The organism is Micromonospora coerulea (assembly GCF_016598485.1).
GTDB lineage: Bacteria > Actinomycetota > Actinomycetes > Mycobacteriales > Micromonosporaceae > Micromonospora > Micromonospora coerulea.
The window spans coordinates 18,257-41,146 of sequence record NZ_JAEMUW010000037.1; the positions used below are offsets into that span (position 1 = coordinate 18,257).

Consider the following 22,890-nt stretch of genomic DNA (forward strand, 5'->3'; position numbering starts at 1 on the left):
AGAGGCGTGAACATACTCGGCGATCAAAGGCGCCTCCGAGACAGGCGCCTTGACCGACGAGGAGCGTGGCGCATGGCGATCCAGCGGGTCGAGGTGTTCCGGCTCAGCCAGCCCATTGCCACGCCGACGGGTCCCTCCGGCGCCACCTACCGCGAGCGCCGCTGCGTCCTCGTCCGGCTGCGCGACAGCGACGGGCTCGACGGGTGGGGTGAGACCTACGCCCGCGCGGGGGTCGCCGCCACCATCGAGGAGATCGGTGAGCTCCTCCTCGGCCGTGACGCCGCCGACGCCCGCCCGCTCCTGGACGAGCTGCGCATCGCCACCGCCGACCAGCTCGCGGTCAGCGCGCTCGCGATCGCGCTCGACGACCTGCGGGCCCGCCGGCTCGGCGTCCCGGTCTCCGCGCTCTACGGCGGCCGCCGGCGCGACAGCGTGCGCGGCTACGCCTCCAGCGGCGGCTACGTGGAGGGTGTCGACCCCGAGCGCAGCTGGCCCGGCGAGATCTCCGCCGCCATCCACGACGGCTTCACCGCCTGCAAGATCCGCATCGGGCGGTTCGCGCCGTCCCGCGAGCTGCCGATCCTGGCGAAGCTCCGCCACGAGGTCGGCGAGGACGTCGACCTGATGGTCGACGCGAACGGCGCCTACTCGGTCCCCCGCGCGCGGGAGGTCGCCCGATGTTTGGCCGAGCTGCGCTTCCGGTGGTTCGAGGAGCCACTCATCCGGCACCGTGGCGGCCTCACCTACCCGGGCTACGAGCACCTCGGCGGCCTCGACATCGCGATCGCCGCCGCCGAAGGGCTGGAGACGCGGGGCGCGTTCGACGCGTTCCTGCGCGACACACCGGTCGACATCGTCCAGCCGGACGCGGCGGTCTGCGGCGGGGTCGGCGAGCTGGCATTCGTCGCCGACCTCGCGGCCCTGCGCGGCCGGCAGTGCGTGCCGCACGCCTGGGGAGGCGCGGTCCTCCTCGCCGCCACCCTCCAGGCGGTCAGCCTCATCCCCGAACCGTCCGAACTAGTCGGACCGGACTCACCCCTGCTCGAGGTGGACCGGTTCGACAACCCAATGCGCACCAGGCTCGCACCCGAGCCTTTCGCCCTCGCGGACGGCTATATGTCCATTCCGGACGGCCCCGGCCTCGGCATCACGGTTGACGAGGACTTCGTCCGGCACGCCACCGGATGACTCGCACCGCACCACCACCACCAACGCACAGACTGATGGCGATCGGAGACCCCCCATGACGAGTCTGATCAATCGGCGGACGATGTTGAAAACGGGCGCCGGGGCGGCGCTCGGCGTAGGACTCTTCGGGCTGGCGGCATGCGGTGACGACGGCACACCGGCAGCCTCCTCCAGCGGCGCCGCCGGCGCGCCGAAGCGGGGTGGCACGCTGCGCTGGGCCGTCGCGGCCGGCAACGCGACCCAGGTGGCCGACCCGGCCAAGGCCGGCGGCACGATGCCGTTGCTGATCGCGACCAACTGCTACGACACCCTGGTGCGGGCCGACGAGAACTACAACCTCACGCCCGGCCTCGCGACCGAGTGGGAGTCCACCCCCGACGCGCTGACCTGGACCTTCAAGCTCCGTCAGGGCGTGAAGTTCCACGACGGCAGCCCGCTCACGGCGAAGGACGTCGTCTACTCGTTCAAGCGGATCCTCGACCCGGCGCTCGCGGCGGTCGGTCTGGCGCAGATCGGCCCCTACCTGCAGGCCTCCGGCGTCGCGGCGGCCGACCCGAGCACGGTCAAGTTGACCCTCACCAAGCCCAACGCGTTCATCCCGGTGCTGGTGTCGGCCGCGGGCTTCAGCATCGTCAAGGACGGCACCACCGACTTCAGCACCGGCAACGGCACGGGCCCGTTCACGCTGTCCGGATTCGACGCCGCCGCCCGGACCTCCCTCGCCCGCTTCGACGGCTACTGGCAGGACGGCAAGCCGTACCTCGACGCGGTGCAGATCGTCGTCATCGCCGAGGACGCAACCCGGCTCCAGGCTGTCACCTCCGGCAGCCAGGACGTCGTCGACAACATCACCGGCGCCAACACGCTCCTGCTCAAGGGCAACGTCGAGCCCTACATGCTCAAGAACGGCGGCTGGGTCGGCCTGACGATGTTCGGCGACACGGCGCCGTTCAACAGCCAGAAGATCATCCAGGCCATGCAGCACGCCGCCGACCGTAAGAAGATCATGTCGGTCGTGGCGCCGGGCATCGACATCATCTCGCCCGACATCCCGATCCCGCCGGAGGACCCCTTCTTTCCCTCCGGCCTCCAGCCGCGCGCCTACGACCCCGACCGTGCCAAGGCACTCCTCAAGGAGGCCGGCGTCAACGGGACGTTCAGGTTCGACGTCTACGCCTACGAGGGCGACAAGCTTGACACCGCGGTCAGCTTCAAGAGCACCGCTGAGGCGGCCGGCATCAACGCCAACGTGATCACCTGGCCGCATGCCACCTTCTTCACCGACATCTTCAAGAAGAAGCCGGCGATCGGCATCAGCGTCGCCCGGCTGCACGTTTCGCAGGCGCTGCCCCGGCTCTACGGCAAGGGTGGCGACCTCAACATCACCCACTTCGTCAACCCGCAGTTCGACGACCTGGTCGCCCAGGCGACCGCGACCACCGACGAGGCGCAGCAGAAGAAGCTCTTCGGCGACGCGCTCGCGATGGTCAACGATGGCGCGGCGAACGTGATCCCGGGCTGGGAGGGCCAGGTCTACGGCAAGAGCCGCAAGGTGCAGGGGCTATCCGCGTCCAACGGAGCGCACATGTACCTGGCCGGCGCCTACCTCAGCTAGCCCATGACGCAGACCGTCGAGCAGGTCGGGCGCCCTCCCGTGCGGAGGGCGCCCCGCCGCCTGCCCTACCTCGTCCGCCAGCTGATCACGCTGCTCGTCACGCTCTTCGCGATCACCATCGTGATCTTCGGGCTGACCGCGATCGCCGGCGACCCGGCCCGCGACATCCTCGGCCAGTACGCCACCGACGCCCAGGTGACCGCCTTCCAGCAGATCCACGGCCTCGACCAGCCCATCGTAGTCCGCTACCTTGAATGGCTCGGCGGGATCTTCCGCGGGGACCTCGGCATCTCCTACCAGTCGAACGGGCCGGTCTGGGACGTCATCTCCCCGCGCCTCGGGCCGTCGATCGTGCTGGTGCTGTTCTCCTGGCTGCTCACCGTCGTCATCTCCGTGCCGATCGGCCTCTACTCCGGCGTCCGGCTGCGCGGCCACCGCGACGCGGCCGTCACGTTCGTGACCCTGATCGTGGCCGCGTTCCCGGAGTTCGTGCTGGGCCTGATCCTCGCCATCGTGCTGGGCGTCTGGCTCGCCTGGCTGCCGGTCGACTCGACCGCGGTCAGCATGGGCGGCCTCTTCGACAGCCCCTCGGCGTACGTGCTGCCCGGCATCACGATCGCGCTCGGCACGATTCCGTACATCATCCGGCTCATGCGGGCCAACGCCCGCGAGGTGGCCTCCGAGACGTACGTGCGGGCGGCCGTGCTGCGCGGCGTCACCGAGCCCTCGCTGTCCCTGCGGCACATCCTGCCCAACGCGGCCCCGCCGGTGGTCACCGCGCTGGGCCTGCAGTTCGCCGGTCTGATCGGCGGTGTGGTGGTGGCGGAGACTCTCTTCGGCTTCCCCGGCATGGGTCAGCTGCTCGCCCAGTCCGCCGCGTCGCGCGACGCGCCGGTGGTCGAGGCGCTCGCGCTGATGATCGGCGCGGTGTTCGTGGTCGCCAACCTCGCCGCCGACGCGATCGTCGTCTACGTGACCCCGAAGCTGCGGGACGCGGTGCGATGACCGCCGACGTGCTCAACACCGTCACCGCGGCAGACGTCGCGGCGCCTCGGCAGCGCCGGTGGCGTGGCTTCCTCGCCATCCCACAGGGCGGCTTCGGTGTCGCCCTGCTCCTGCTGCTGCTCCTGCTGGTCGTCATCGGGCCGTTCATCGCACCCGACTCGCCCAACGAGATCAGCGACCAGCCCATCCTGGGTCCGTCCGCCCAGCACTGGCTCGGCACCGACGCGTACGGGCGCGACATCCTCAGCCGCGTCCTGCACGGCGGCGCCTCGGTGATCCTGTTGCCGCTGCTCGCGGTCTCGCTGGCGATGGTGGTCGCCACCCTCGTCGGGCTGCTCTCCGGCTATCTCGGCGGCAAGGTCGACTCCGTCGTCACCTGGGTCATCAACATCGCCCTGGCCATCCCGTCCTACCTCGCCGTTCTGGTCGTCGTGGCGGCGTTCGGCGGCGGCGGGGCGGTGGTGGTCACCGCGGTCGCGGTGGTCTACGCGCCCTACATCACGCGGGTGATCCGCTCGGCCACGCAGGCCATCGCGCCGCGCGAGTTCGTGCTCGCCGCCCGCGCGCGGGGCGAGTCGCTGGGCTGGATCCTCTTCCGGGAGATCACCCCGAACATCGGCCCGACCCTGCTCGTCGAGATCGCGCTGCGGTTTACCTACGCCATCATGTTCATCGCGTCGCTGAGCTTCCTCGGGCTCGGCGTGCAGCCGCCCAGCTCCAACTGGGGCGTGATGGTCGCCCAGAACCGCGCGCTGCTGCTGGTCAGCCCGGTCGGCGTGCTCGTGCCCGCGCTGCTGATCGGCGTCCTGGCGATCGCCGTCAACCTCATCGCCGACGCGCTCACCCAGTTCTTCGGCGATCGAATCCACGAACGGCTGATGGTATGACGACGCAAGCCACGCGCGTTCCCGCGCAACGCGACGGCGACCTGGCGGCCGAGGGCCTCTCGGTCGGCTACCGATCGCGCGACGGCCTGACCCAGGTGCTCGCCGACGTCTCGGTCCGGCTGCGCTCCGGCCGGATCCTCGGCCTGGCCGGGGAGTCCGGCTCCGGAAAGAGCACGCTCGCCCTGTCGATGCTCGGCTATCGCGTCTCCGGCCAGGAGACGCTCGCCGGTCGAATAGACTTCGACGGCCGCGACCTCGACCGCGCGTCCATCAAGGACCTCCGCAAGGTCTGGGGTGCCCGGCTGGCCTACCTGCCGCAGGACACCGCGACCTCGCTCAATCCGGCGCTCACGATTCGGCGTCACTTCATCGAAGGGCTGCGGCGTCACCAGGGCCTCGACACCGAAGAAGCCGTACGACGCAGCGTCGAGTGGCTCGGCCGGGTCGAGATCCCCGAGCCGGAGACCGCGCTGCACAAATACCCCCACCAGTTCAGCGGCGGGCAGCAGCAGCGCATCGCGCTCGCGCTGGCGCTGTCGGTCGAGCCGGAGGTGCTGATCCTCGACGAGCCGACGACCGGCCTTGACGTGGTCACCCAGGCACACGTCAACCGGCTGATCGTCGCGCTCGCGCGCGACGCCGGCATCGCCGCGCTCTACGTGAGCCACAACCTCGCGCTGCTCGCGACCGTCTGCGACGAGCTGGCCATCATGTACGCCGGCCAGATCGTCGAACAGGGCGTCGCCGCGGAGGTGTACGCGGCGCCGCGGCACCCGTACACCGCCGCGCTCATCGGCGCGGTGCCGACGATCGCGTCCGACCGGGCGCTGCACGGGATCCCCGGCATCCCGCGGCCGTCGGTGCCGGTGCATGTCTGTGGCTTCGCCGACCGGTGCGGCTTCCGCACGGAGGCCTGCGACACCGACATCCCGCTGGTCACGCTCGCCGAGGTCCGGTCCGCGCGGTGCGTCCGGCTCGACGAGCTCCCTCCGTTCGACCCGGCCGCCGAGCCGGCCCCGGCCACGGCCGTGGCGCGGTCTTCGGCGACCGTCGACAAGGACGCCGACACAATCCTCACCGTCCACCGGGTGGGTGTCGTGTTCTCCCGACCCGGCTCGGGCGAGCCGTTCGTCGCCGTCGACGACGTCTCCGTGCGGGTGCCGGCGGGCCGCGCGCTGGGCATCGCGGGGGAGAGCGGCAGCGGCAAGTCGACGCTGCTGCGGTCGATCGCCGGACTGGTGCGGCCGGCGACGGGCACGATCACCTACCGCGGCAAGGAGTTGGCGGGGCTCGCCGGCGACCGGCCGGTCGCGCTGCGCCGGTCGATCCAGATCGTGTTCCAGAACCCGGACGCCACGCTCAACCCGCGGCACACCGTCTACCAGTCGCTCGAACGGCCGCTCAAGCTCTTCCGGCCCGACATCGCGCGGCGGGACCGGCGCGACGCGGTCGCCGCGATGATGCGGCAGGTGCGCCTCTCTCCGGACCTGCTCGACCGCTTCCCGCGCCACCTGTCGGGTGGGCAGCGTCAGCGGGTCGCGATCGGCCGGGCTCTGCTCGCCGAGCCGGAGGTGCTGCTCTGTGACGAGGTCACCTCGGCGCTCGACGTGTCGGTGCAGGCGTCGATCCTCGAGCTGCTCGTCGGGCTGCAGGCCGACCGTGAGCTGACCGTGGTCTTCGTGACGCACGACCTCGGGGTGCTGCGGGCGGTCGCCGACGAGGCGATCATCCTGCAGAACGGGGTGATCCGGGAGTCCGGACCGACCGCGCGGCTGCTGCGAACGCCGCAGCACCCGTACACGATGGAACTGATCGCCGCGGTCCCGAGCCCGGAGCGTTCCGCGGAGTTCCTGGGCGGAGGGTCCTGACCGTGCATCCCACCGCGCGCGCCGAATACGACCCGCTGCCTCGCACCTACCTCAACACCGCCGGATACGGGCTGCCGACCGCCGCCACGGTCGCCGCGCTCGAGGAGGCCCTCGCTGCCTGGCGAGCCGGGTCGGCGGACTGGGTCAACGACTGGGACGTGCTCGGCGAGCGCTGCCGGGCCGCGGCCGGGCCGCTGCTCGGCGCCCCGGTCGACGAGATCGCCCTGCTGCCGGCCGTCTCGGTCGGCGCCAGCGTCGCCCTCGGCGGGCTCGCGCCGGGCGACGAGATCCTGACGGCCGAGGGCGAGTTCGCCTCGATCCTGCTGCCCGCGCTGGTCGCCGCCCGATACCGGGGTGCCACCGTGCGCCAGGTGCCGTTCGACGCGCTCGCCGACCACGTCGGCCCGCGGACGGCGCTGGTGGCGACCAGCCAGGTGCGGTCCAACGACGGCCGGATGCAGGACATCCCCGCGGTCGCCGCAGCGGCCCGGTCGGTGGGCGCGGCCGTGCTCGTCGACGCGACCCACGCCGCCGGCGTGCTGCCGGTCGACGCCGAGGCGCTCGGCCTCGACTTCGTCCTCGTCGCGGCCTACAAGCACCTGCTCTGCCCGCGCGGCGTGGCGCTGATGCGGATCGCCCGGGACCGGTGGGAGAGCGTGCCACCGGCCGTCGCCTCATGGCGTTCCGCCGGCGATGCCTACGCCCACTACTACGGTCCGACGCTCGCCGACCTCGCAGATTCGGCCGGTCGCTACGACGTGTCCCTCGCCTGGCACGCGTGGGTCGGCGCGGTGCCGGCGCTGGAGTTCCTCGGCGGCGTGCCGGCCGGGGAGCGCCGCGACTGGTGCGTGAGCCTCGCCGACGAGACGGCGACGCTGCTCGGCCTGCCGCCGACCGGCTCGTCGGTGCTCGCCGTGCCCGTCTCGCCACGCGACGAGGCGGCGGCCGCGCTGCGCACCGCCGGGATCGTCACCTCGGTGCCACCGCCGGCCGGCACCGGCGCCGACGCGCAGGTCCGCCTCTCGTTCCACCTCTACAACGACATGTCCCAGGCGCGGCACGTCGCCGACGTGCTCGCGCCGTTCGTCCCGCAGAACCCCGGAGGTCGTCCGCGATGAGCTCGGTCGTGCAGGTCGAATACGTCGGTGATCTCGCCCCCTACGACGAGGAGAAAGCCGCATTGGCCGAGGTCGGCGCCGACCTGACCGTGGTCCGCGCCGCGGACGCCGACGCGCTTGTCGAGGCGGCGCACGACGCCGACGTGATCTGGCTCGAGTGGACCCCGCACCTGACCCGCGACGTGATGGCCCGGCTGCCCCGGCTCGGCCTTGGCATCCGCTGGGGCGTCGGCTACGACCAGTTCGACGTCGCGGCGGCGACGGAGCTGGGCATCGCGATCGCGAACGCGCCGTCCTACTGCACCGAAGACGTCGCCGAGCACGCGCTCGCGCTGATGCTCGCGCTCTCCCGTCAGGTGGTGCTCCGCGACCGCCAGGGTCAGCAGGGGCTGTGGCGGCACGGGCCGGTCCCACAGCGACGGCTCGCGGGCAGCACCGTCGGCGTCGTGGGGCTTGGCCGCATCGGCAGCCGGGTCGCGCGGATCGCATCTGCCTTCGGCGCCGACGTGCTCGGTCACGACCCGATCGCCACCACCACGGAAGCGCCAGTGCGCCGCGTCGGCTTCGAAGAACTGCTGCGCGAGGCCGACTTCATCAGCGTCCACGTGCCGCTGTCCGACAGCACCCGCCACCTCTTCGACACCGACACGCTCGCGCTGCTCAAGCCGCACGCCGCGCTGGTCAACACCAGCCGTGGCGCGGTGGTCTCGCAGGCGGCGCTGGTCGCGGCGCTCGAAGCGGGCCGGATCGGCGGCGTGGCGCTGGATGTCTTCGAGCAGGAACCGCTGCCCGCGGACAACCCGCTGCGCGGACGCGACAACGTCATCCTCACGCCGCACGAGGGCGCCAACTCCCCGCAGGCGATGCGCGACCTGCGGCGCGAGGTCTGCGGCGCCACCGTCGAATGGCTGCGTACCGGCTGGACCGGCTCGATCGTCAACCCGCAGGTCCGGCCGCACGCCCGCGGCCTCGCCAGGCAGGCCGGCTGATGGCGCGGCGGGTCCTCGCCCAGGGCGGCGAGATCATCCTGCGCGAGGTGCCGGACCCCAAGCCCGGCCCGGGCGACGTGGTCGTCCGCCCTCGTTACTCGGTGATCAGCCCGGGCACCGAACGGTCGATCGTCCGGGCCACCCGGACCAGCGTGGCCGCGGCGCACGAATACCCCAACGAGGCGTACGAGTGGCGCACCGTCCGCTCGACCGCGGTGCGCGGGCAGACCCGGATGCCGGAGATGCCACCCACCGACGCCGCCTCCCTCGGCTACAGCCTCGCCGGCACCGTCGTCGAGGTCGGCGACGACGTGCTCGACCTGCGTCCCGGCGACCGGGTGGCGTGCAGCGGCAGCCAGTGCGCCTACCACTGCGAGCTGGTCGCCGTCCCGCGCAACCTCACCGTGCCGGTGCCCGACGCGGTATCGCTGGAGGCGGCCGCGCACGTGACGCTCGGCGCGGTCTCGGTCGAGGCGCTGCGCCGCACCGGATGCCGCTTCGGCGAGACCGTCGCCGTGTTCGGCTCGGGCATGCTCGGTCTGCTCATCGCGCAGCTCGCGGCGTCGGCCGGCGTCTACGTCGTCGCGCTGGACACCAACACCGAGCGGCTCACGCTGGCCACCGACCTCGGTGCGGTCGCGACGCTCTCCGACACCGGCGAAGAAGGCCTTTCACGGGTACGCGCGTTGACCGGCGGCTTCGGCGTCGACGCGGTGATCGTGGCGGCCGCCGCCCCGGGCAGCACGCTGGTCAACTTCGCGTTCGACCTGCTGCGTCCGGGTGGCCGGGTCGTAGCGCTCGGCGACTTCGGCATGGACCTCGACCGCAAGCGCTTCTTCTCGGCCCAGGCCACATTCGTGCCCTCGGTCGCCTACGGACCCGGCCGCTACGACCCCGTCTACGAGGAGAACAACGTCGACCTGCCGGTCAATGTGGTGCGCTGGACCGAGAACCGCAACATGGGCCACTTCGTGCGCCTGCTCGCCGAGGAGCGGATCGACCTCGGTGCGATGCGGGCGGTGCGAGTGCCGTTCGCCGACGCGCCGCAGGCCTACCAGGCCCTCTTCGCGCAGGACTCCCCACTGACGGCGGTGCTCGACTTCGGTGAGTGACCAGCGGCCCACCCTGCGCTGGCTGGCCGACCCCCAGGTGTCGCCGGCCGGTGATCGGGTGGCCTACGTCGAGCGGTCGCTCGACCACGCCGCCGACGCGGTGGCGTCCCGGGTCGGCGTGGTCGCGACCGGGGGAGGGCCAACGATCTGGCTCGGGGAGGGCGAGGCGCCGCGCTGGTCGCCGGACGGGAGCCGGCTCGCGGTGTGCCGCGCCGGCGAGCTCTGGGTGCTCGATGCCGCGTCGGGTGCGGGGCGACCGTTGCACGGCGCAACCGCGGCAGAGCCGACCTGGTCGCCGGACGGCACGCGGCTGGCGTACACCCGGGTCGTGCTCGTGGAGTCGCCCGACGGGTCGCGGGTGGATGCCCTGCCCGGCCTTTATCTGCGCCACCGCCAGGTCGAGGTCGTCGGCCACAACGGCCGTCCTCTGTGGACCTCCGAGAATGGTTACGGTCCGCGGTGGTCGCCCGACGGCACGCGGCTGGGATTCCTCACCACCCGGTTCGGTCCGCGACCCGACCTGTGCTGGGTCGACGCGGCCGGCTCGGGCCCGGTCACCCGGGTAACCGACGGCGCGGGCCCGGTCCGCGGCTTCGCGTGGAGCCCAGATGGGCGCCGGCTGGCCTACCTGAGTCACCGGCACGGCGATGCCGGCGACGTCAACCTGCGCCTCTGGCTGGCCGACGTCGGCGGCGGCCCACCGGTCGACCTGACCGCCTCCTGGACGCTCGGGCTGGGCAACCCGGTCCGGGGCGACGACCCGCGTGGCGCGGGCGAGGCGCCGGTGGCCTGGTCCACGGCGACCGGACGGATCTACGTCGAGGTCGCGGCCGGCGGACGCGGTCCGCTGGCCTGGTTCGCGCCGACGACAGGCACCGACGGCCTCGTCTTCGACGGCGAGCACGCCTGCCTCGCCCCGTCGGTCGGCGGCGGCCGGCTCGCCTTCGTGCGGACCGACGCCGCCAACGCGGGCGACGTCCACGTAGTCGACGAGCTCGACGGCCGGTCGCGCGCCTTGACCGACGCCAACCCCGAGGCAGTCCGCCGGGCGTTACCGACGACCGCGTTGCCGGTGCGGACCGCCGACGGCGTGACGATCGACGCGTGGCTGACCGTGTCGCCCGGTGACTACGCGCGACCGCTCCTGGTCAACGTGCACGGCGGCCCGCACAGTGCGGTCGGCTGGCGGTTCACCGCCGAGGTCCAGCGGCTGGCCGCCCGCGGCTATGCGGTGCTGACCCTCAACCCGCGCGGCAGCCAGGGATACGGCGAGGCCTTCGCGACAGCGATCCGCGGCGACTGGGGCGGCAGGGACTGGTCCGACATACAGGCGGCGGTCGACGTCGCAGCTCAGCTGTCCACCGTGGCCCCCGAGCGGATCGCGATCTGGGGCGTCAGCTACGGCGGGTTCATGACCCAGTGGGCGGTCGCGCACAGCGACCGGTTCGCGGCCGCCGTCAGCGAGAACGGCATCAGCGACTTCGTCGCGTCCTGGGGTACGGGGGCCGCCGACCTGTCGTCGTGGGACTTGCCGATGGGCGGGACACCGTGGTCGTCACCGCGGTTTGTCGAGCGCTCACCGCTCATGCACGCCGACCGGATCTCCACCCCGCTCCTGCTCGTTCACGCCGAGCACGACCAGGTGTGCCCCGTGGCGCAGAGCGAGCAGATGTACGCCGCGCTACGGGCCCTGGGCCGCGACGTCGAGCTCGTCCGAATCCCGGGCGAGGGACACCTGATGAACCTGCACGGCCGCCCGTCGAGCCGGGCCCGCAGGGCCGCCGCGATCGACCGGTTCCTCGAACGCCACCTCCGGCCGGACGTCCGCTGAGCCGGTCCAGGTTAGACGGCACCGAGCGCCGGGCTGCCCTCGGCGGCGACACAGCGCTGGCGGATAGCACCGATCCGCTCGATCGTGCTGACCACCTCGTCGCCCGGGCGCAGGAAGACCGGTGGGGTCCGGCCTGAGCCGACGCCTTCGGGGGTGCCGGTGAAGATGAGGTCGCCGGGCAGCAGCGTGCACACCGCCGAGAGCCGCGAGACGATGCCCGGCACCGACACGATCATGTCGCGCGTGCGCCCGGACTGCATCAGCTCGCCGTTGACCGTGCATTCCAGCGCCAGGTCGTCGAGGTTGTCGAACTCGTCAATGGTGACCAGCCACGGGCCGGTCGGTCCGAACCTCGGGAACGACTTGCCGAGGCTGAATTGCGGCGACTGACCGAGGCTCTGGACCCGGCGCTCGGAGTAGTCCTGGCCCACTGTGAGGCCCGCGATGTGCCGCCAGGCGTCGTCGACGGAGACATGGGTGGCGGTGGTGCCGACCACGGCGACCAGCTCCACCTCCCAGTCGACCGAGTTGCCGGGGATCGGCAGGTCGCCGTGCGGGCCGGTGATGCAGGTCGGGAACTTGGTGAACGTGATTGGCACCTCGGGGATGTCGTAACCGGCCTCGAGGGCGTGCGCGCCGTAGTTGAGGCCGATCGCGAAGACCTGCGCGGGCCGTGGCGACGGGGCGCCGAGCGTGGCCTCGTCGATCGGTACACCGGGCGTAGTAGCGGGGTCGACAGTCCGGGCCCACTCGCGGAACTCGGCCCACCGTGCGTAGATGGCAGCCGGGTCGGCCGGGAAGCGGCCCCCGCTGGTCCGCTCGACGTCGATGCCGCCGGCCTCCGTGACGATGGTCGGCCGACCGTCGACGTTCGCGATCCGCATGGTGCCGCTCCTTGCTCGCCGGTTCGTCGGGCGCCTGGACCAGTACAGGATCACGCCGAGGCGTTCGACTGGTCAATAGAGTTTCGAAATCCCGCTGCCTTTTCCCTTGAATCGGCTGGAGAGCGAAAGCTAGTGTCAGGCTCGAACAGGAAGATCGGCCGGACTTCACCGGGGAGGAAACTGATGGTGACCGAATCCGCGCAGGAGGCCGCCGAGCGGGACGTGCTCAAGAGCATGCGCGTGGACGGGATCGTCTGATCATGATCCGTACGCGCGCGGCCATCCTCGAACGGAGCGGGCTGCCCGCCCCGTACGCGGTGAGCAGACCGCTGACGGTGGCCGAGGTCGACCTCGCGCCTCCCGGCCTCGGCGAGGTACTGGTCCGGGTCGCCGCCGCCGGGCTCTGCCATTCCGACCTGTCCGTCATCGACGGCTCCCGCGCCCGGCCGCTGCCGATGGTGCTCGGCCACGAGGCGGCCGGCGTGGTGGTCGAGGTGGGTCCTGGCGTACGCGGTCTGCGTCCGGACGACCCGGTTGTCTTCTCCTTTGTCCCCGCGTGCGGCGGTTGCGTGCCCTGCCAGTCCGGTCGCCCCGCGCTTTGCGAACCGGGTGCGGCAGCCAACACGGCGGGCACCCTGGTCTCCGGGCGGCGACCGTTCAGTCGTGCCGGCGTCGAGTTGAACCAGCATCTGGGGGTCTCCGGCTTCAGCGAGTACACGGTGGTGGCCGCCGACTCGCTCGTCGCCGTCGACCGCACCCTCCCGTTGGACCGGGCGGCCCTGTTCGGGTGCGCCCTGCTCACCGGCGTCGGAGCGGTGGTGAACACGGCGCGGGCGAAGCCGGGAACATCGACGGTCGTGTTCGGGCTCGGTGGGGTTGGGCTGGCCGCCGTCATGGGGGCCCGGGCGGCTGGTTGCCACCCCGTCCTGGCCGTCGACCCGGTGACCGCCAAGCACCAGCTCGCCCGGGAGATCGGCGCGAGCCACGTGCTCGATGGCGGACCGGACACCGTGGGCGGAATCCGTGATCTGACCGGCGGTGGCGCCGACACCGCGATCGAGGCGGTCGGAAGTGCCACCGTGCTCGCCCAGGCGTACGCGGCGACCCGTCGCGGCGGTACGACCGTCGCCGTCGGGCTTCCACACCCGCAGCAGATGCTCACCATCCCGGCGGTGTCGCTGGTGAGTGAGGAGCGGACGCTGATGGGCTCGTACCTTGGCGGTGCGGTTCCCCGTCGCGACATCCCGCGCTATATCGCCCTCTACCAGGCGGGCCTGCTGCCGGCTGATCGTCTGCTCGGCGGCACCCTGCGTCTCGACCAGATCAACGACGGGTTCGATGTCCTCGCCTCGGCCACCACCACCCGTCAGGTCGTCGTCTTCGACTGGTGACCCGATCCGATTCCACGTCGCCCATTCATGTCAGCGGTGGCGCAACCGCTGCACGAGCTCTTGATGCCCCACCGCAACGTCGTCCTTGCCCGCGGACGGGTGCCACGACCAACGGGCCCGGTCCAGTGCATGGTGCGCTGGCCCGGGCCCATCGAACGCTGGGCGGCTGTCGGCAGTTGTTCAGCGGACGTCAGTCAAGGCTGAGGTAGTCGCCGACGCTCGTGTACACCCCGACGACCGAGGCGATGTGCGGGTCGGAGCTGATCGTGAAGTAACGGCCCGGCGAAATTTCCACGCTGGAGGGATTGGCCTGGTCCGCGGTCGCGGGGCCGTGCACGGCCGCGTCGTAGATCAGCACGTCCTTCTTCGCGTCGACGCCGCGCTCCGGGTGCTGCAGGATTCGGCCCACGGTCGGACGCCCGGGTCCGAACTGCTGGAAAAGGTCGCCGTACGTCAGCAGCATGTCACCGTTGCGCGGTGGCCGGGCAAACGTATCGATGTGGCTGTAGTCGATTTCGCCGGCCGCGTCGACGGCTGGCGGGAGTGAGGACCTCCGGCACTATGACACGGCTTGGACGTCGGCCGTCGGCGGCGTGTTCAGCGTGTGCGAGCTGGCGCTAGGGTCGCAGGCCGCGCATGAGGTTGGTGACGAGCCCGGTCACGAACTCCTCGGTGATCGGCTCGTCCGGGATCAGCAGCCTGTGATAGCACGCGCCCCAGAGCTGATCGACCAGGATGCGGGGGTCCACGTCGGCCCGTAGCTGCCCGCGCCGCTGGGCCCGCTCTATGACCTCGACGGCCAGCCGGCGGCGGGGTGCCGAGTAGTGCTCGCGGTAGGCGGCGGCTAGGTCGGGGTCGGTTTGCGACTCGCCGATCAGCTCGGCGATGACCCGCCCGGCTCGGCTGTCGACGATGAGGTGGACGAAGGCGCGCAACTGGGTGAGCAGGTCGGCCTCGATGTCGCCGGTATCGGGAAACGCCAGCGTCTGCTCGACGGCCGCGAAGTATCCGTCGAGCGCGAGCGCGCCCTTCGACGGCCACCACTTGTAGATCGTCATCTTGCTCACGCCCGCGGTGGCGGCGACCCGCTCGATGGTGAAGGTCGCCATGCCCTCGGCGAGCAGGAGCGTGCCCGCCGCGGACAGGATGTCGTGGCGCACCTCGCCTGCTGGGCGGCGGCCCCGGCCGCGGCGTGCGGGCCGGGCCGCATCGGGTGTGGTCGTCATGCCTTGCTCCGTTCGCTCGACGTGATGCTCAGATTGTATATGGACGCGCCGTCTACATCTTGTTAATATGGACTCTGCGTCCATATACGGCCCTGATGGAGACCAACGAACGGAGTCCCTCCCATGACCAGCTCCCCCGACACCGCCCGCCGCGTCGCGATCGTCACCGGCGGGTCCGGCGGCATCGGCCGAGTCGCGGCCGAGCGTCTGGCCGCCGACGGCATGGCCGTCGTCGTCAGCTACGCCGGTAACCGCACCCGAGCCGACCAGGCCGTGCAGGCGATCGAGAACAGTGGCGGCACCGCGATCGCCGTCAAGGCCGACGTGGCCGACGAGGCCGAGACCGCTGCGTTGTTCGACGAGGCCGAGCGGCGTTTCGGCGGCGTCGACGTGGCCGTGAACACGGCCGGGATCATGTTGCTGGCCCCGCTGGTCGAACTCGACTTCGCCGACTTCGACCGGATGCACCGCATCAACGTGCGTGGCACGTTCGTGGTCGGGCAGCTGGCCGCGCGCCGGGTCCGCGCCGGCGGGGCGATCATCAACTTCTCCAGTTCGGTGACGAAGCTCGCGCTGACGGGCTACACCGCCTACGCCGCGACCAAGGGCGCGGTCGACGCGATGACCCTCATCCTCGCCAAAGAGCTGCGCGGCCGTGACATCACCGTCAACGCCGTCGCCCCCGGCCCGACCGCGACCCCGCTGTTTCTGGACGGCAAGCCCGACGCCGTCGTCGAGCGGCTCGCGAGCATGTCGCCGCTGGAACGCCTGGGCACCCCGGCCGACATCGCCGAGGTCGTCTCCTTCCTGGCCGGCCCGGCCCGCTGGGTCAACGGCCAGGTCCTCTACGCCAACGGCGGCGTCATCTGAGCGAGCGCCGCCTCACCGTCAGCCCTCACAAACATCCGAAAGGAACATGATCAGCATGTCGAAGGTCATTCTCGTCACCGGCGCATCCAGCGGATTCGGCGCCATGACCGTGCGCGCGCTGGCCGACGCCGGCCACCGCGTCTACGCCGGGATACGCCAAACCACCGGCCGCAACCAGGCCGCCGTCGCCGAGACCGTCGAGTACGCCCGCACCCACGGCGTCGACCTGCGCAGCGTGGAACTCGACGTCGCCGACCAGCCGTCAGTCGACACCGCGGTCGCCACGATCGTCGCCGAGTCCGGCCGGATCGACGTGGTCGTGCACAACGCCGGCCACATGGTGCTCGGCCCGCTGGAAGCATTCACACCGGAACAGCTGCACGAGATCTACGACGTCAACGCGGTCTCCACCCAGCGGGTCAACCGAGCCGTTCTGCCACACCTGCGCGAACAGGGCGATGGTCTGCTCGTCTGGGTCGGCTCGACCAGCACCCGCGGCGGCACCCCGCCATATCTGGGCCCGTACTTCGCGGCCAAGGCCGCCGAGGACTCGCTGGCCGTCACCTACGCCGCCGAGCTGACCCGCTTCGGCATCGACACCACCATCGTCGTCCCCGGCGCCTTCACCTCCGGCACCAACCACTTCACGCACGCCGGCCGCGCCGCCGACGCCGACGTCGCCCACGCCTACGAGGCGCACTACGCGGGCCTGTCCGAGCAGGTCGGCGCCCGGCTAGCCGAGATCACCCCGCCGGACGCGGACCCCAGCGAAGTAGCCGCCGCCATCGCCCGCGTCGTCGACACCCCCAAGGGGCGGCGGCCATTCCGCGTGCACATCGACCCCGCGGACGACGGCGCCGAAACCGTCAACCGCGTCGGCGACCTCGTACGCACCACCTTCTACCACCGCATCGGCCTCGACGACCTACTCACCCCGCGCACCAACGCCGCATAAGTCACCGCGAAAAGCTGCAGTGTGGGCCAGCTTCAGCCTGATGAAGCTGGCCCGCGCTGTGTGCCCGTGGCGGCGGGTGGGGCGAGGACGATGTGCTGGAAGCCAGCCGCCCGACTGCTTCGCCGATCGCTTCACTGGTGATGGCAGGCCGGTCAGAGGAGACGATTCCAACCTCGTACGCGCTACGCGCTGTCAGCAAGACTTTGGCAGGGATCGACCCTCGCTGTTGACGGTATCGTCATCTGCCGCGTAGCGGGCGGGGAAACGGCGTCCGCCCTGCGGGTGGTGCTCGCTGCGCTCACACTCGCCCCTCCGGTGCCTGAATTCGGTGCTGGCGCCCGGCGTCCTAAACTGCCGCGATCCGCGCGCTACCCAACGTCACGCCGCGCTGGCCCGGTTGCCGTCCGGACGTGCCGAAGAGCGGATGTGTATGAGTTGATCACTGCACCTCGCTGCAACGTCCGTCGTTGGCGCGGGCCGGCCGTCCTGGTCAGGTCGGCGTGGGTGCGAGGAACTCGCGGGCGCCTCGTAGGCGGGTGTTCAACCGCGCTTGGGTGTTGGTGCTGTCCAACCGCACGTCGATGGGTCCGGGGAGGCCGGTGCCGGCGCGGAGCCCGGTAGGAAGGGTGGCTGTGTCGAGGCCGTCCCGGCGTGCGATTAGCACTTTGAGTTCGTAGCGGCTGATGGCATCCGTGCCGGCGACGTGGTGGATCCCGGAGTATGGCGACGCGCCCAGTTCGAGTCAGGCGGCGGCGAGGTCGGTGACATGCACCGGGCATCGCACGTCATCGGTGAAGAGGGCACCGGTCACGGCACCGGTTGCCAGTGCGTGCACGTATCTCTCGTGCTGGGAATCGCCCCGACCGACGATCAGCGAGGTCCGGGCGATGACGGCAGTTGGCGTTATTCCCTTGATCGCGGTCTCGGCGGCGGCTTTGGCGGCACCGTATGGTGTCGTGGGATCCGGGACGTGCGTCTCGTCGTAGCGGGCCGTCGTACCGGAGAAGACCGCATCGCTGGACACGTGCACAAGGCGAGCGCCTTCGGCTGCCGCTGCGAGGGCGACGTGCATGCCGCCCTCGGCTGTGTTGCCCAGTCAGATTGCCGGTAGGCGGCATTGACGATCACTTCAGGCCGCGCTGCGAGGACCAAGGCCATGACTTCGTCGCGGTGGCGAATATCCAGCTTCCTCCACTCAACGTCAGCGACGGCGGGAACGCGACTGTGGAAGGTCGCCGCGACGCTATGACCCGCGCGCCGCGCCTGACGGGTGATTTCCAGTCCGAGGAAACCAGCCCGGCGGCGACTGCGCTACGAGGCGTGGCACCTGCTGCACCTGTACGCCTACCTCGGCGTCGGCCTGGCGCTGCCGCACCAGCTCTGGACCGGGGCCGACTTCACCAGCTCCCGAGCCGCGACGCTGTACTGGTGGACCGAGTACGCCGGGCAGGCGGGCCTGCGCAAACTGGTCCGCCGCCTGACCGCCTAGATCCTTGGTCGCCAGATTCTCGACGTTTGTGTCAAGTTTTTGAGCGGGCGTAACGTTGTGTTGCCCGCTCCACATTTTGCAGACATAGGTTCTGACCAGCCACTTTGGGTGGCACAGCCGGTCGCCACGGCGGCCGGACATCGGCGCAGCGGGTGGCGGCGGCCGGCCAAGATCGGGCCGCAGGTCCCTGCGTGAGTTCGGCCCGAGGTGGGCCACAGGCTATTTGTCCAGCTCAACTGGCCTGCTCGGCGGTCCGAGGCGGAGCCTCTCTGGTACTGCAACGGCAGATGGTCGTGCCGCTCGTACCAGGTCTGCGGGTAGCCGTGGACCTGGTACGAGCGTCTGACCGTGTCCGCCCTCTACTGATGAACGCCGAAGGGGCCGAGGAGTCCGCCGTCGATCCGCTGGGACTCCAGCAGTGCGAAGGCGTTGTCGACGGTGAAGACATCGGCGGCGGCCAGGATGCCCGTGTACTTGGCGACCACCGGCTCGGCGGCCTGGCGGGCGACGGCGTCGAGGTAGGTTTTGAAGATCGCCCAGGAGTTACCGCTCGGCCCGTATTTCTGGAAGTAGGGCGTGGGGTCCACCGTCGCCGAGGCGTTTCGGACCGCTGCGTCGAGGTCGGCCACGTACTGCTTCTGGATGTCGCCGTCCGCACGGACACCCAAGCGCCCGAGGTGGCCGCCGACCAGGACCTGCCACGGGTACTCCATCACCACGTCGTGCGCCTTCACCCAGGCAGGGATGTCCTGGGAGACGGCGAGGTTCTTGAACGGCACCCAGCCCGGAAAGAGCACGTCCACGACCATGAGGGTCCGCTGCGCGGGTGCGTAGATGAAGATGTTGTCGGGCGAGTGGTTCGGGCCGTGGTAGGCCAACTCCAGCCGCTCACCGCCCACGTTCAGAACGTATCGGTGGTCGAACGTCTCCGTCGGCGCCGGCCTGTTGGGGTCCCCATCGAGGAGGAGCAGTCGGCGGGTCTCCGTATGCCCGATGCGCACCACGTTCTTGCCGAAGATGGCGGACGCGCCGACGTGGTCGGCGTGCGAGTGGGAGTAGACCAGGTGTGTGACCTTGTTGGGCATGCCGTTGGCGCGGGTGACGTCGTCGATCGCCCGCAGCAGGTTGTGCCCGATCGTGGGCGGTGCGTCGACGAGCACGACGCCTTCCGTTGTCGTCAGGAACATCGCCTGGTAATAGGCGTCGGTCACCCAGTAGAGGTTTCCGCGAATCCGGCCCACGTAGTACCCGTCGGCGTTCAGCGCCGGCCCGACCGAGGCCGCGGGCACCGGCGCGTACTCCGGCAGCGTGTCCGCCGCACTCGCGCTACCGGAGAAAGCCAGACCTCCACCGAGCAGCCCCGTCACCACGGGCACGGCACCAACCACCGCCCCTTTCAGTAAAGTTCGTCGCCTCGCGGACGTGAAGTGTTCGCGCTCGGTCGTCATGACAGGTCCTTCCACAGACAGGGGGCCGCCACGCGCCAGGTCGCCGCAGCTCTCACATCCCCCAACCCTGAGGAGGCTACGAACCTGCCGAGCCGGCTTGCATACGTCGTCTGACGTAGCTGCGAAGCCTGGCCGGCATGACCTGCGTCACTCGACGTTGGTCGACGCGGCGGCACGCGCGGCGGAGAGGACGGGCCGGGTGGCAACCGACGTAGCCTGCTAAGGGTGCAACGGATCATGTGGGGACGGGAGCCGGAGCTCGCCGTCCTCCGACAGCTCGTGACGGGCCTGCCAGACCACGGCGGTGTACTCGTCGTTCGCGGCGGGGCGGGAATCGGCAAGTCCTCTCTGCTGACCGGAATCGGGGAGGAAGCGACCGGCCGCGGGATCGAGACGTTGACGCTGGAAGGAGTGCAGGCAGAGTGGCGCCTGCCGTTCGCCGCCGCGCACACGCTGCTCGGGCAGCTCGGCGTCGGCGAGCCGCCGGCCGTGGGAGGCAGCGTTGGCCACTACCAGTTCCAGCTCTCACTGGCACTGCTCGACGCGCTGACCACACGCTCCGCGCACAGACCGCTGCTGATCCTGGTGGACGACGCTCAGTGGCTGGACACCCCGAGCTGGGAAGCCCTCGCGTTCGTCGGCCGACGCCTGACCACCGACCCGGTCGCGCTGATCCTGGCGATGCGCGACGGCCCGGAGACCGAGGCCCGGCTGGCCCAGATGTCCGTGGCGGAACTACAGGTGGAGCCGTTGTCGGAGGAGCACTCGCTGGCCCTGCTGGACGAGTGGGCTCCGAACCTGGACCCTCGGCTGCGCGCACGGATCCTCGCCGAGGCGGCCGGCAACCCGCTCGCGCTCGGCGAGCTGGCCGCGGCCGTCACGCGCGCTGGCGAGACCGGGCTGCTGCCCTCCTCGTTGCCGCTGACCACCCGCCTGGAACGGACCTTCGGCTTGTCGATCGCCGAGATGCCGGTCCCGACCCGCGCGCTGCTGCTGGTCGCCGCGCTCGACGACAGCGACCGGCTCGGCGAAATCATGGCCGCCGCGACCCTGGTCGCTGGCGTTCCACTGACCGTCGAGGACGTGGAGCCGGCCATCGCCGCCCGCTTGGTGGACGTCAACGACAGCTTCCAGATCCGATTCCGCCACCCACTGGTGCGGTCCGCGATCCGGCAGGAGGCGACCGTCTCCCAGCGGCAGCAGGCGCATACCGCGCTCGCCCGGGTGACCAGCGACCCGGAACGCGCGGTCCGGCACCGCGCGGCGGCCACCGTAGGCACCGACGAACGGGTCGCCGACGAGGTGGACCAGCTCGCCGCCCGGCTGGGTCAGCGCGGCGCGGCCGGTGCGGCAGCGCCGCTGTGGGCCCGGGCCGCCCAGCTGACCGGCGACGTCCGTCGGCGCGCGAGCCTACTGCTGCGGGCCTTGGAGATGACACTGGAGGTCGCGGACCACGAGGGCGCAGCCCAGCTCCTGCGGGCAATCGTCCCCGAGGATCTGTCGGCCGAGGACCAGGTGGTGCTGCAGTTGCTCCGGGAGGTCGCCGACGGCGGTTGGTCGGGTTCCGCGCGGCTGCCCACCCATATCGCCGCCGCCGAAGGGCTGCGCCGGTCCGGTCACCACGACTGCGCCCTGGACGTCCTGTTCCGCGTCGCGCTGCGCGGGTACTTCTCCAACCTCGACCAGGAGCTGCGGGACGAGTGGCTCGCCCTGCTCGACCGCCTCGATCCGCCCGCGCTGGCTCCGCGGCTGGTCGCCACGCTCGGCTTGATCGCGCCGGTCGAACGGGGTGCCTTGGTCGTCGAGCGGTTGGCTGCCCTGCTGGAGCGGCCGAACCTGTCCGGGATCGATCTGACCGAGCTCGCGGCGGGTGCGACCGCGGTCGGCGCGCTCGGAGCGGCCACCCGGCTGGCCGCCGAGGCGGTCGCGCTGAACCGCCAGCAGGGGAACCTCATCTCGCTCACCTGGGCACTGACCTACCAGGCGTGGAACGCCGTCGCGCTCGGCGACGCCTCCCTCGCCCGCGCCGCGGCAGCCGAGGCCGACGCACTCGCGGGCGAGACCCGGCAGCGCAGCTACCTGGTGCCCAATACGCTCAACCACGGGCACGCGGAGGCGCTACGCGGCAACAGCGACAGGGCTCGCGCCATGGCCGACGAGTGCGAGCGGGTGCTGCTGTCCAACGGCGCACACACCATGCTCGCCCTGGTACGGGTCATCCGAGGCGTCGCCGCCCTGGCTGACGGACGGTACGCCGAAGCCCACGACGAGTTGGACGCTATTTTCGATCCGTCCTCGGCGTCCTACCATCCGTATGTCCGGTTCTCCGTCATCGCCCACCTCGCCGAGGCCGGCGCGCACTGCGACCGGCACGACCAGGTGGCGGCCAGGATCCGCGAGCTGGAGCCGATCGACGCGGCCGGCCCGTCGCCGCTGCTGCGGGTGGCCCTGCGCTGTGCTCGGGCCTTGGTGGCGCCGGACGACCAGGCCGAGGCGGCGCTGCGGGCGACCCTCGGGACCGATCTCACCGCATGGCCGTTCGAGCGATCCCGCCTCCAGCTCGCCTACGGCACCCGGCTCCGGCGGCGCCAGCCGGCCGCTGCCCGGTCGATGCTGCGCTCCGCCGCCGACACCTTCGACGCGCTCGGTGCCCGCCCCTGGGCCGACCGTGCCCAGCGGGAACTGCGGGCCTCGGGCGAGACCCGGCGCCGACCCGCCGACGGGATCGACCAGCTCACCCCGCAGGAGCTGCAGGTCGCCCGACTGGTGGCGCAGGGCCTGAGCAACCGGGACATCGCCGGGCGGCTCTTCGTGTCCCCCCGGACGGTCAGCACCCACCTATACCGGATCTACCCCAAGCTCGGCGTCGCCTCGCGCGCCTCCCTCGCCGCCGTGATGGCCCGTAGTCACGTCATCTGACCCAGGGTGTGCAACTGTTGGCTGATTAACTAAGCGAACCTATGTGGTACGTTCTTGATCATGTCGTTGCTGCGCCTGGGTCCGGCCGCTGAGTA

Annotated in this window: 17 protein-coding genes and 2 pseudogenes; 14 read left to right on the plus strand and 5 right to left on the minus strand. The window is 71.1% G+C overall.

Going from position 1 to position 22,890, the window contains the following annotated elements; genetic code table 11:
• Window positions 1-72 precede the first annotated feature (72 nt).
• From I8N68_RS29470 to I8N68_RS34095, 9 genes are read left to right on the plus strand one after another with little or no spacing between them, the layout of a single operon-like run.
• Complete coding sequence (locus tag I8N68_RS29470) at window positions 73-1,188, plus strand: mandelate racemase/muconate lactonizing enzyme family protein (RefSeq protein ID WP_200216029.1); 1,116 nt, start codon at window positions 73-75, stop codon at window positions 1,186-1,188.
• A gap of 55 nt (window positions 1,189-1,243) precedes the next feature.
• Window positions 1,244-2,803 carry an ABC transporter substrate-binding protein gene (locus I8N68_RS29475; protein ID WP_200216031.1) on the plus strand — a complete coding sequence of 520 codons (1,560 nt, stop codon included), beginning with the start codon at window positions 1,244-1,246 and terminating at the stop codon, window positions 2,801-2,803.
• A gap of 3 nt (window positions 2,804-2,806) precedes the next feature.
• Window positions 2,807-3,808 carry an ABC transporter permease gene (locus tag I8N68_RS29480; protein WP_200216033.1) on the plus strand — a complete coding sequence of 334 codons (1,002 nt, stop codon included), beginning with the start codon at window positions 2,807-2,809 and terminating at the stop codon, window positions 3,806-3,808.
• Window positions 3,805-4,695, plus strand: a complete 891-nt coding sequence (locus I8N68_RS29485; protein ID WP_200216035.1) for an ABC transporter permease — start codon at window positions 3,805-3,807, stop codon at window positions 4,693-4,695. Before I8N68_RS29480 ends, I8N68_RS29485 begins: the two co-directional genes overlap by 4 nt.
• The gene (locus tag I8N68_RS29490; protein WP_200216037.1) at window positions 4,692-6,563 is read left to right on the plus strand and encodes a dipeptide ABC transporter ATP-binding protein; all 1,872 of its coding nucleotides are present in this window, start codon (window positions 4,692-4,694) and stop codon (window positions 6,561-6,563) included. The genes I8N68_RS29485 and I8N68_RS29490 overlap by 4 nt, the downstream gene beginning before the upstream one ends.
• A gap of 2 nt (window positions 6,564-6,565) precedes the next feature.
• Window positions 6,566-7,681, plus strand: a complete 1,116-nt coding sequence (locus I8N68_RS29495; RefSeq protein ID WP_200216039.1) for an aminotransferase class V-fold PLP-dependent enzyme — start codon at window positions 6,566-6,568, stop codon at window positions 7,679-7,681.
• On the plus strand, window positions 7,678-8,670 hold the full coding sequence (locus I8N68_RS29500) for a C-terminal binding protein (RefSeq protein WP_200216041.1): 993 nt from the start codon (window positions 7,678-7,680) through the stop codon (window positions 8,668-8,670). The genes I8N68_RS29495 and I8N68_RS29500 overlap by 4 nt, the downstream gene beginning before the upstream one ends.
• The gene (locus tag I8N68_RS29505; RefSeq protein WP_200216043.1) at window positions 8,670-9,782 is read left to right on the plus strand and encodes a zinc-binding dehydrogenase; all 1,113 of its coding nucleotides are present in this window, start codon (window positions 8,670-8,672) and stop codon (window positions 9,780-9,782) included. The genes I8N68_RS29500 and I8N68_RS29505 overlap by 1 nt, the downstream gene beginning before the upstream one ends.
• The gene (locus I8N68_RS34095; RefSeq protein ID WP_200216045.1) at window positions 9,775-11,613 is read left to right on the plus strand and encodes a S9 family peptidase; all 1,839 of its coding nucleotides are present in this window, start codon (window positions 9,775-9,777) and stop codon (window positions 11,611-11,613) included. The genes I8N68_RS29505 and I8N68_RS34095 overlap by 8 nt, the downstream gene beginning before the upstream one ends.
• An 11-nt stretch (window positions 11,614-11,624) precedes the next feature.
• Here the strand turns inward: I8N68_RS34095 and I8N68_RS29515 are convergent, their stop codons facing one another.
• Complete coding sequence (locus I8N68_RS29515; RefSeq protein ID WP_200216047.1) at window positions 11,625-12,497, minus strand: fumarylacetoacetate hydrolase family protein; 873 nt, start codon at window positions 12,495-12,497, stop codon at window positions 11,625-11,627.
• Window positions 12,498-12,757: 260 nt separating this feature from the next.
• Here I8N68_RS29515 and I8N68_RS29520 point away from each other — a divergent pair, with 260 nt between their 5' ends.
• Window positions 12,758-13,888 (plus strand): zinc-binding dehydrogenase, encoded by a 1,131-nt coding sequence (locus tag I8N68_RS29520; protein WP_200216050.1) that lies wholly within the window; start codon window positions 12,758-12,760, stop codon window positions 13,886-13,888.
• Between the two features lie 190 nt (window positions 13,889-14,078).
• Here I8N68_RS29520 and I8N68_RS29525 read toward each other — a convergent pair whose 3' ends face one another.
• Both I8N68_RS29525 and I8N68_RS29530 read right to left on the minus strand, forming a co-directional pair.
• Complete coding sequence (locus I8N68_RS29525; protein ID WP_200216052.1) at window positions 14,079-14,351, minus strand: hypothetical protein; 273 nt, start codon at window positions 14,349-14,351, stop codon at window positions 14,079-14,081.
• A gap of 154 nt (window positions 14,352-14,505) precedes the next feature.
• A complete protein-coding gene (locus tag I8N68_RS29530) occupies window positions 14,506-15,114 on the minus strand; it encodes a TetR/AcrR family transcriptional regulator (protein ID WP_200216054.1) in 609 nt (202 codons plus the stop codon).
• 123 nt (window positions 15,115-15,237) lie between these two features.
• Between I8N68_RS29530 and I8N68_RS29535 the strand changes: the two genes are divergently transcribed.
• The gene (locus I8N68_RS29535) at window positions 15,238-15,984 is read left to right on the plus strand and encodes an SDR family oxidoreductase (RefSeq protein ID WP_200216057.1); all 747 of its coding nucleotides are present in this window, start codon (window positions 15,238-15,240) and stop codon (window positions 15,982-15,984) included.
• A gap of 55 nt (window positions 15,985-16,039) precedes the next feature.
• Window positions 16,040-16,939 carry an SDR family oxidoreductase gene (locus I8N68_RS29540; protein ID WP_200216059.1) on the plus strand — a complete coding sequence of 300 codons (900 nt, stop codon included), beginning with the start codon at window positions 16,040-16,042 and terminating at the stop codon, window positions 16,937-16,939.
• Between the two features lie 490 nt (window positions 16,940-17,429).
• On the opposite strand, the pseudogene I8N68_RS29545 reads toward I8N68_RS29540, so the two are convergent.
• A pseudogene (locus tag I8N68_RS29545) lies at window positions 17,430-18,220 on the minus strand (sugar nucleotide-binding protein).
• Window positions 18,221-18,230: 10 nt separating this feature from the next.
• Between I8N68_RS29545 and I8N68_RS29550 the strand changes: the two are divergent.
• Window positions 18,231-18,395 (plus strand): annotated as a pseudogene (locus tag I8N68_RS29550) (oxidoreductase); the annotation flags it as partial.
• Between the two features lie 392 nt (window positions 18,396-18,787).
• On the opposite strand, the gene I8N68_RS29555 reads toward I8N68_RS29550, so the two are convergent.
• Window positions 18,788-19,876 carry an MBL fold metallo-hydrolase gene (locus tag I8N68_RS29555; protein WP_200216061.1) on the minus strand — a complete coding sequence of 363 codons (1,089 nt, stop codon included), beginning with the start codon at window positions 19,874-19,876 and terminating at the stop codon, window positions 18,788-18,790.
• Between the two features lie 225 nt (window positions 19,877-20,101).
• On the opposite strand from I8N68_RS29555, the gene I8N68_RS29560 reads away from it, so the two are divergent.
• Window positions 20,102-22,795, plus strand: a complete 2,694-nt coding sequence (locus I8N68_RS29560; protein WP_200216063.1) for a helix-turn-helix transcriptional regulator — start codon at window positions 20,102-20,104, stop codon at window positions 22,793-22,795.
• Window positions 22,796-22,890: the final 95 nt, after the last annotated feature.

Bases quoted from the DNA above. Each gene is read 5' to 3' on its own strand.
- I8N68_RS29475 (WP_200216031.1), top strand. From the start codon at position 1,244: ATGACGAGTCTGATCAATCGGCGGACGATGTTGAAAACGGGCGCCGGG.
- I8N68_RS29525 (WP_200216052.1), bottom strand. From the start codon at position 14,351: ATGCTGCTGACGTACGGCGACCTTTTCCAGCAGTTCGGACCCGGGCGT.
- I8N68_RS29520 (WP_200216050.1), top strand. From the start codon at position 12,758: ATGATCCGTACGCGCGCGGCCATCCTCGAACGGAGCGGGCTGCCCGCC.
- I8N68_RS29555 (WP_200216061.1), bottom strand. From the start codon at position 19,876: ATGACGACCGAGCGCGAACACTTCACGTCCGCGAGGCGACGAACTTTA.
- I8N68_RS29480 (WP_200216033.1), top strand. From the start codon at position 2,807: ATGACGCAGACCGTCGAGCAGGTCGGGCGCCCTCCCGTGCGGAGGGCG.
- I8N68_RS29515 (WP_200216047.1), bottom strand. From the start codon at position 12,497: ATGCGGATCGCGAACGTCGACGGTCGGCCGACCATCGTCACGGAGGCC.
- I8N68_RS29485 (WP_200216035.1), top strand. From the start codon at position 3,805: ATGACCGCCGACGTGCTCAACACCGTCACCGCGGCAGACGTCGCGGCG.
- I8N68_RS29540 (WP_200216059.1), top strand. From the start codon at position 16,040: ATGTCGAAGGTCATTCTCGTCACCGGCGCATCCAGCGGATTCGGCGCC.
- I8N68_RS29530 (WP_200216054.1), bottom strand. From the start codon at position 15,114: ATGACGACCACACCCGATGCGGCCCGGCCCGCACGCCGCGGCCGGGGC.
- I8N68_RS29535 (WP_200216057.1), top strand. From the start codon at position 15,238: ATGACCAGCTCCCCCGACACCGCCCGCCGCGTCGCGATCGTCACCGGC.
- I8N68_RS29470 (WP_200216029.1), top strand. From the start codon at position 73: ATGGCGATCCAGCGGGTCGAGGTGTTCCGGCTCAGCCAGCCCATTGCC.
- I8N68_RS29500 (WP_200216041.1), top strand. From the start codon at position 7,678: ATGAGCTCGGTCGTGCAGGTCGAATACGTCGGTGATCTCGCCCCCTAC.
- I8N68_RS29490 (WP_200216037.1), top strand. From the start codon at position 4,692: ATGACGACGCAAGCCACGCGCGTTCCCGCGCAACGCGACGGCGACCTG.
- I8N68_RS29505 (WP_200216043.1), top strand. From the start codon at position 8,670: ATGGCGCGGCGGGTCCTCGCCCAGGGCGGCGAGATCATCCTGCGCGAG.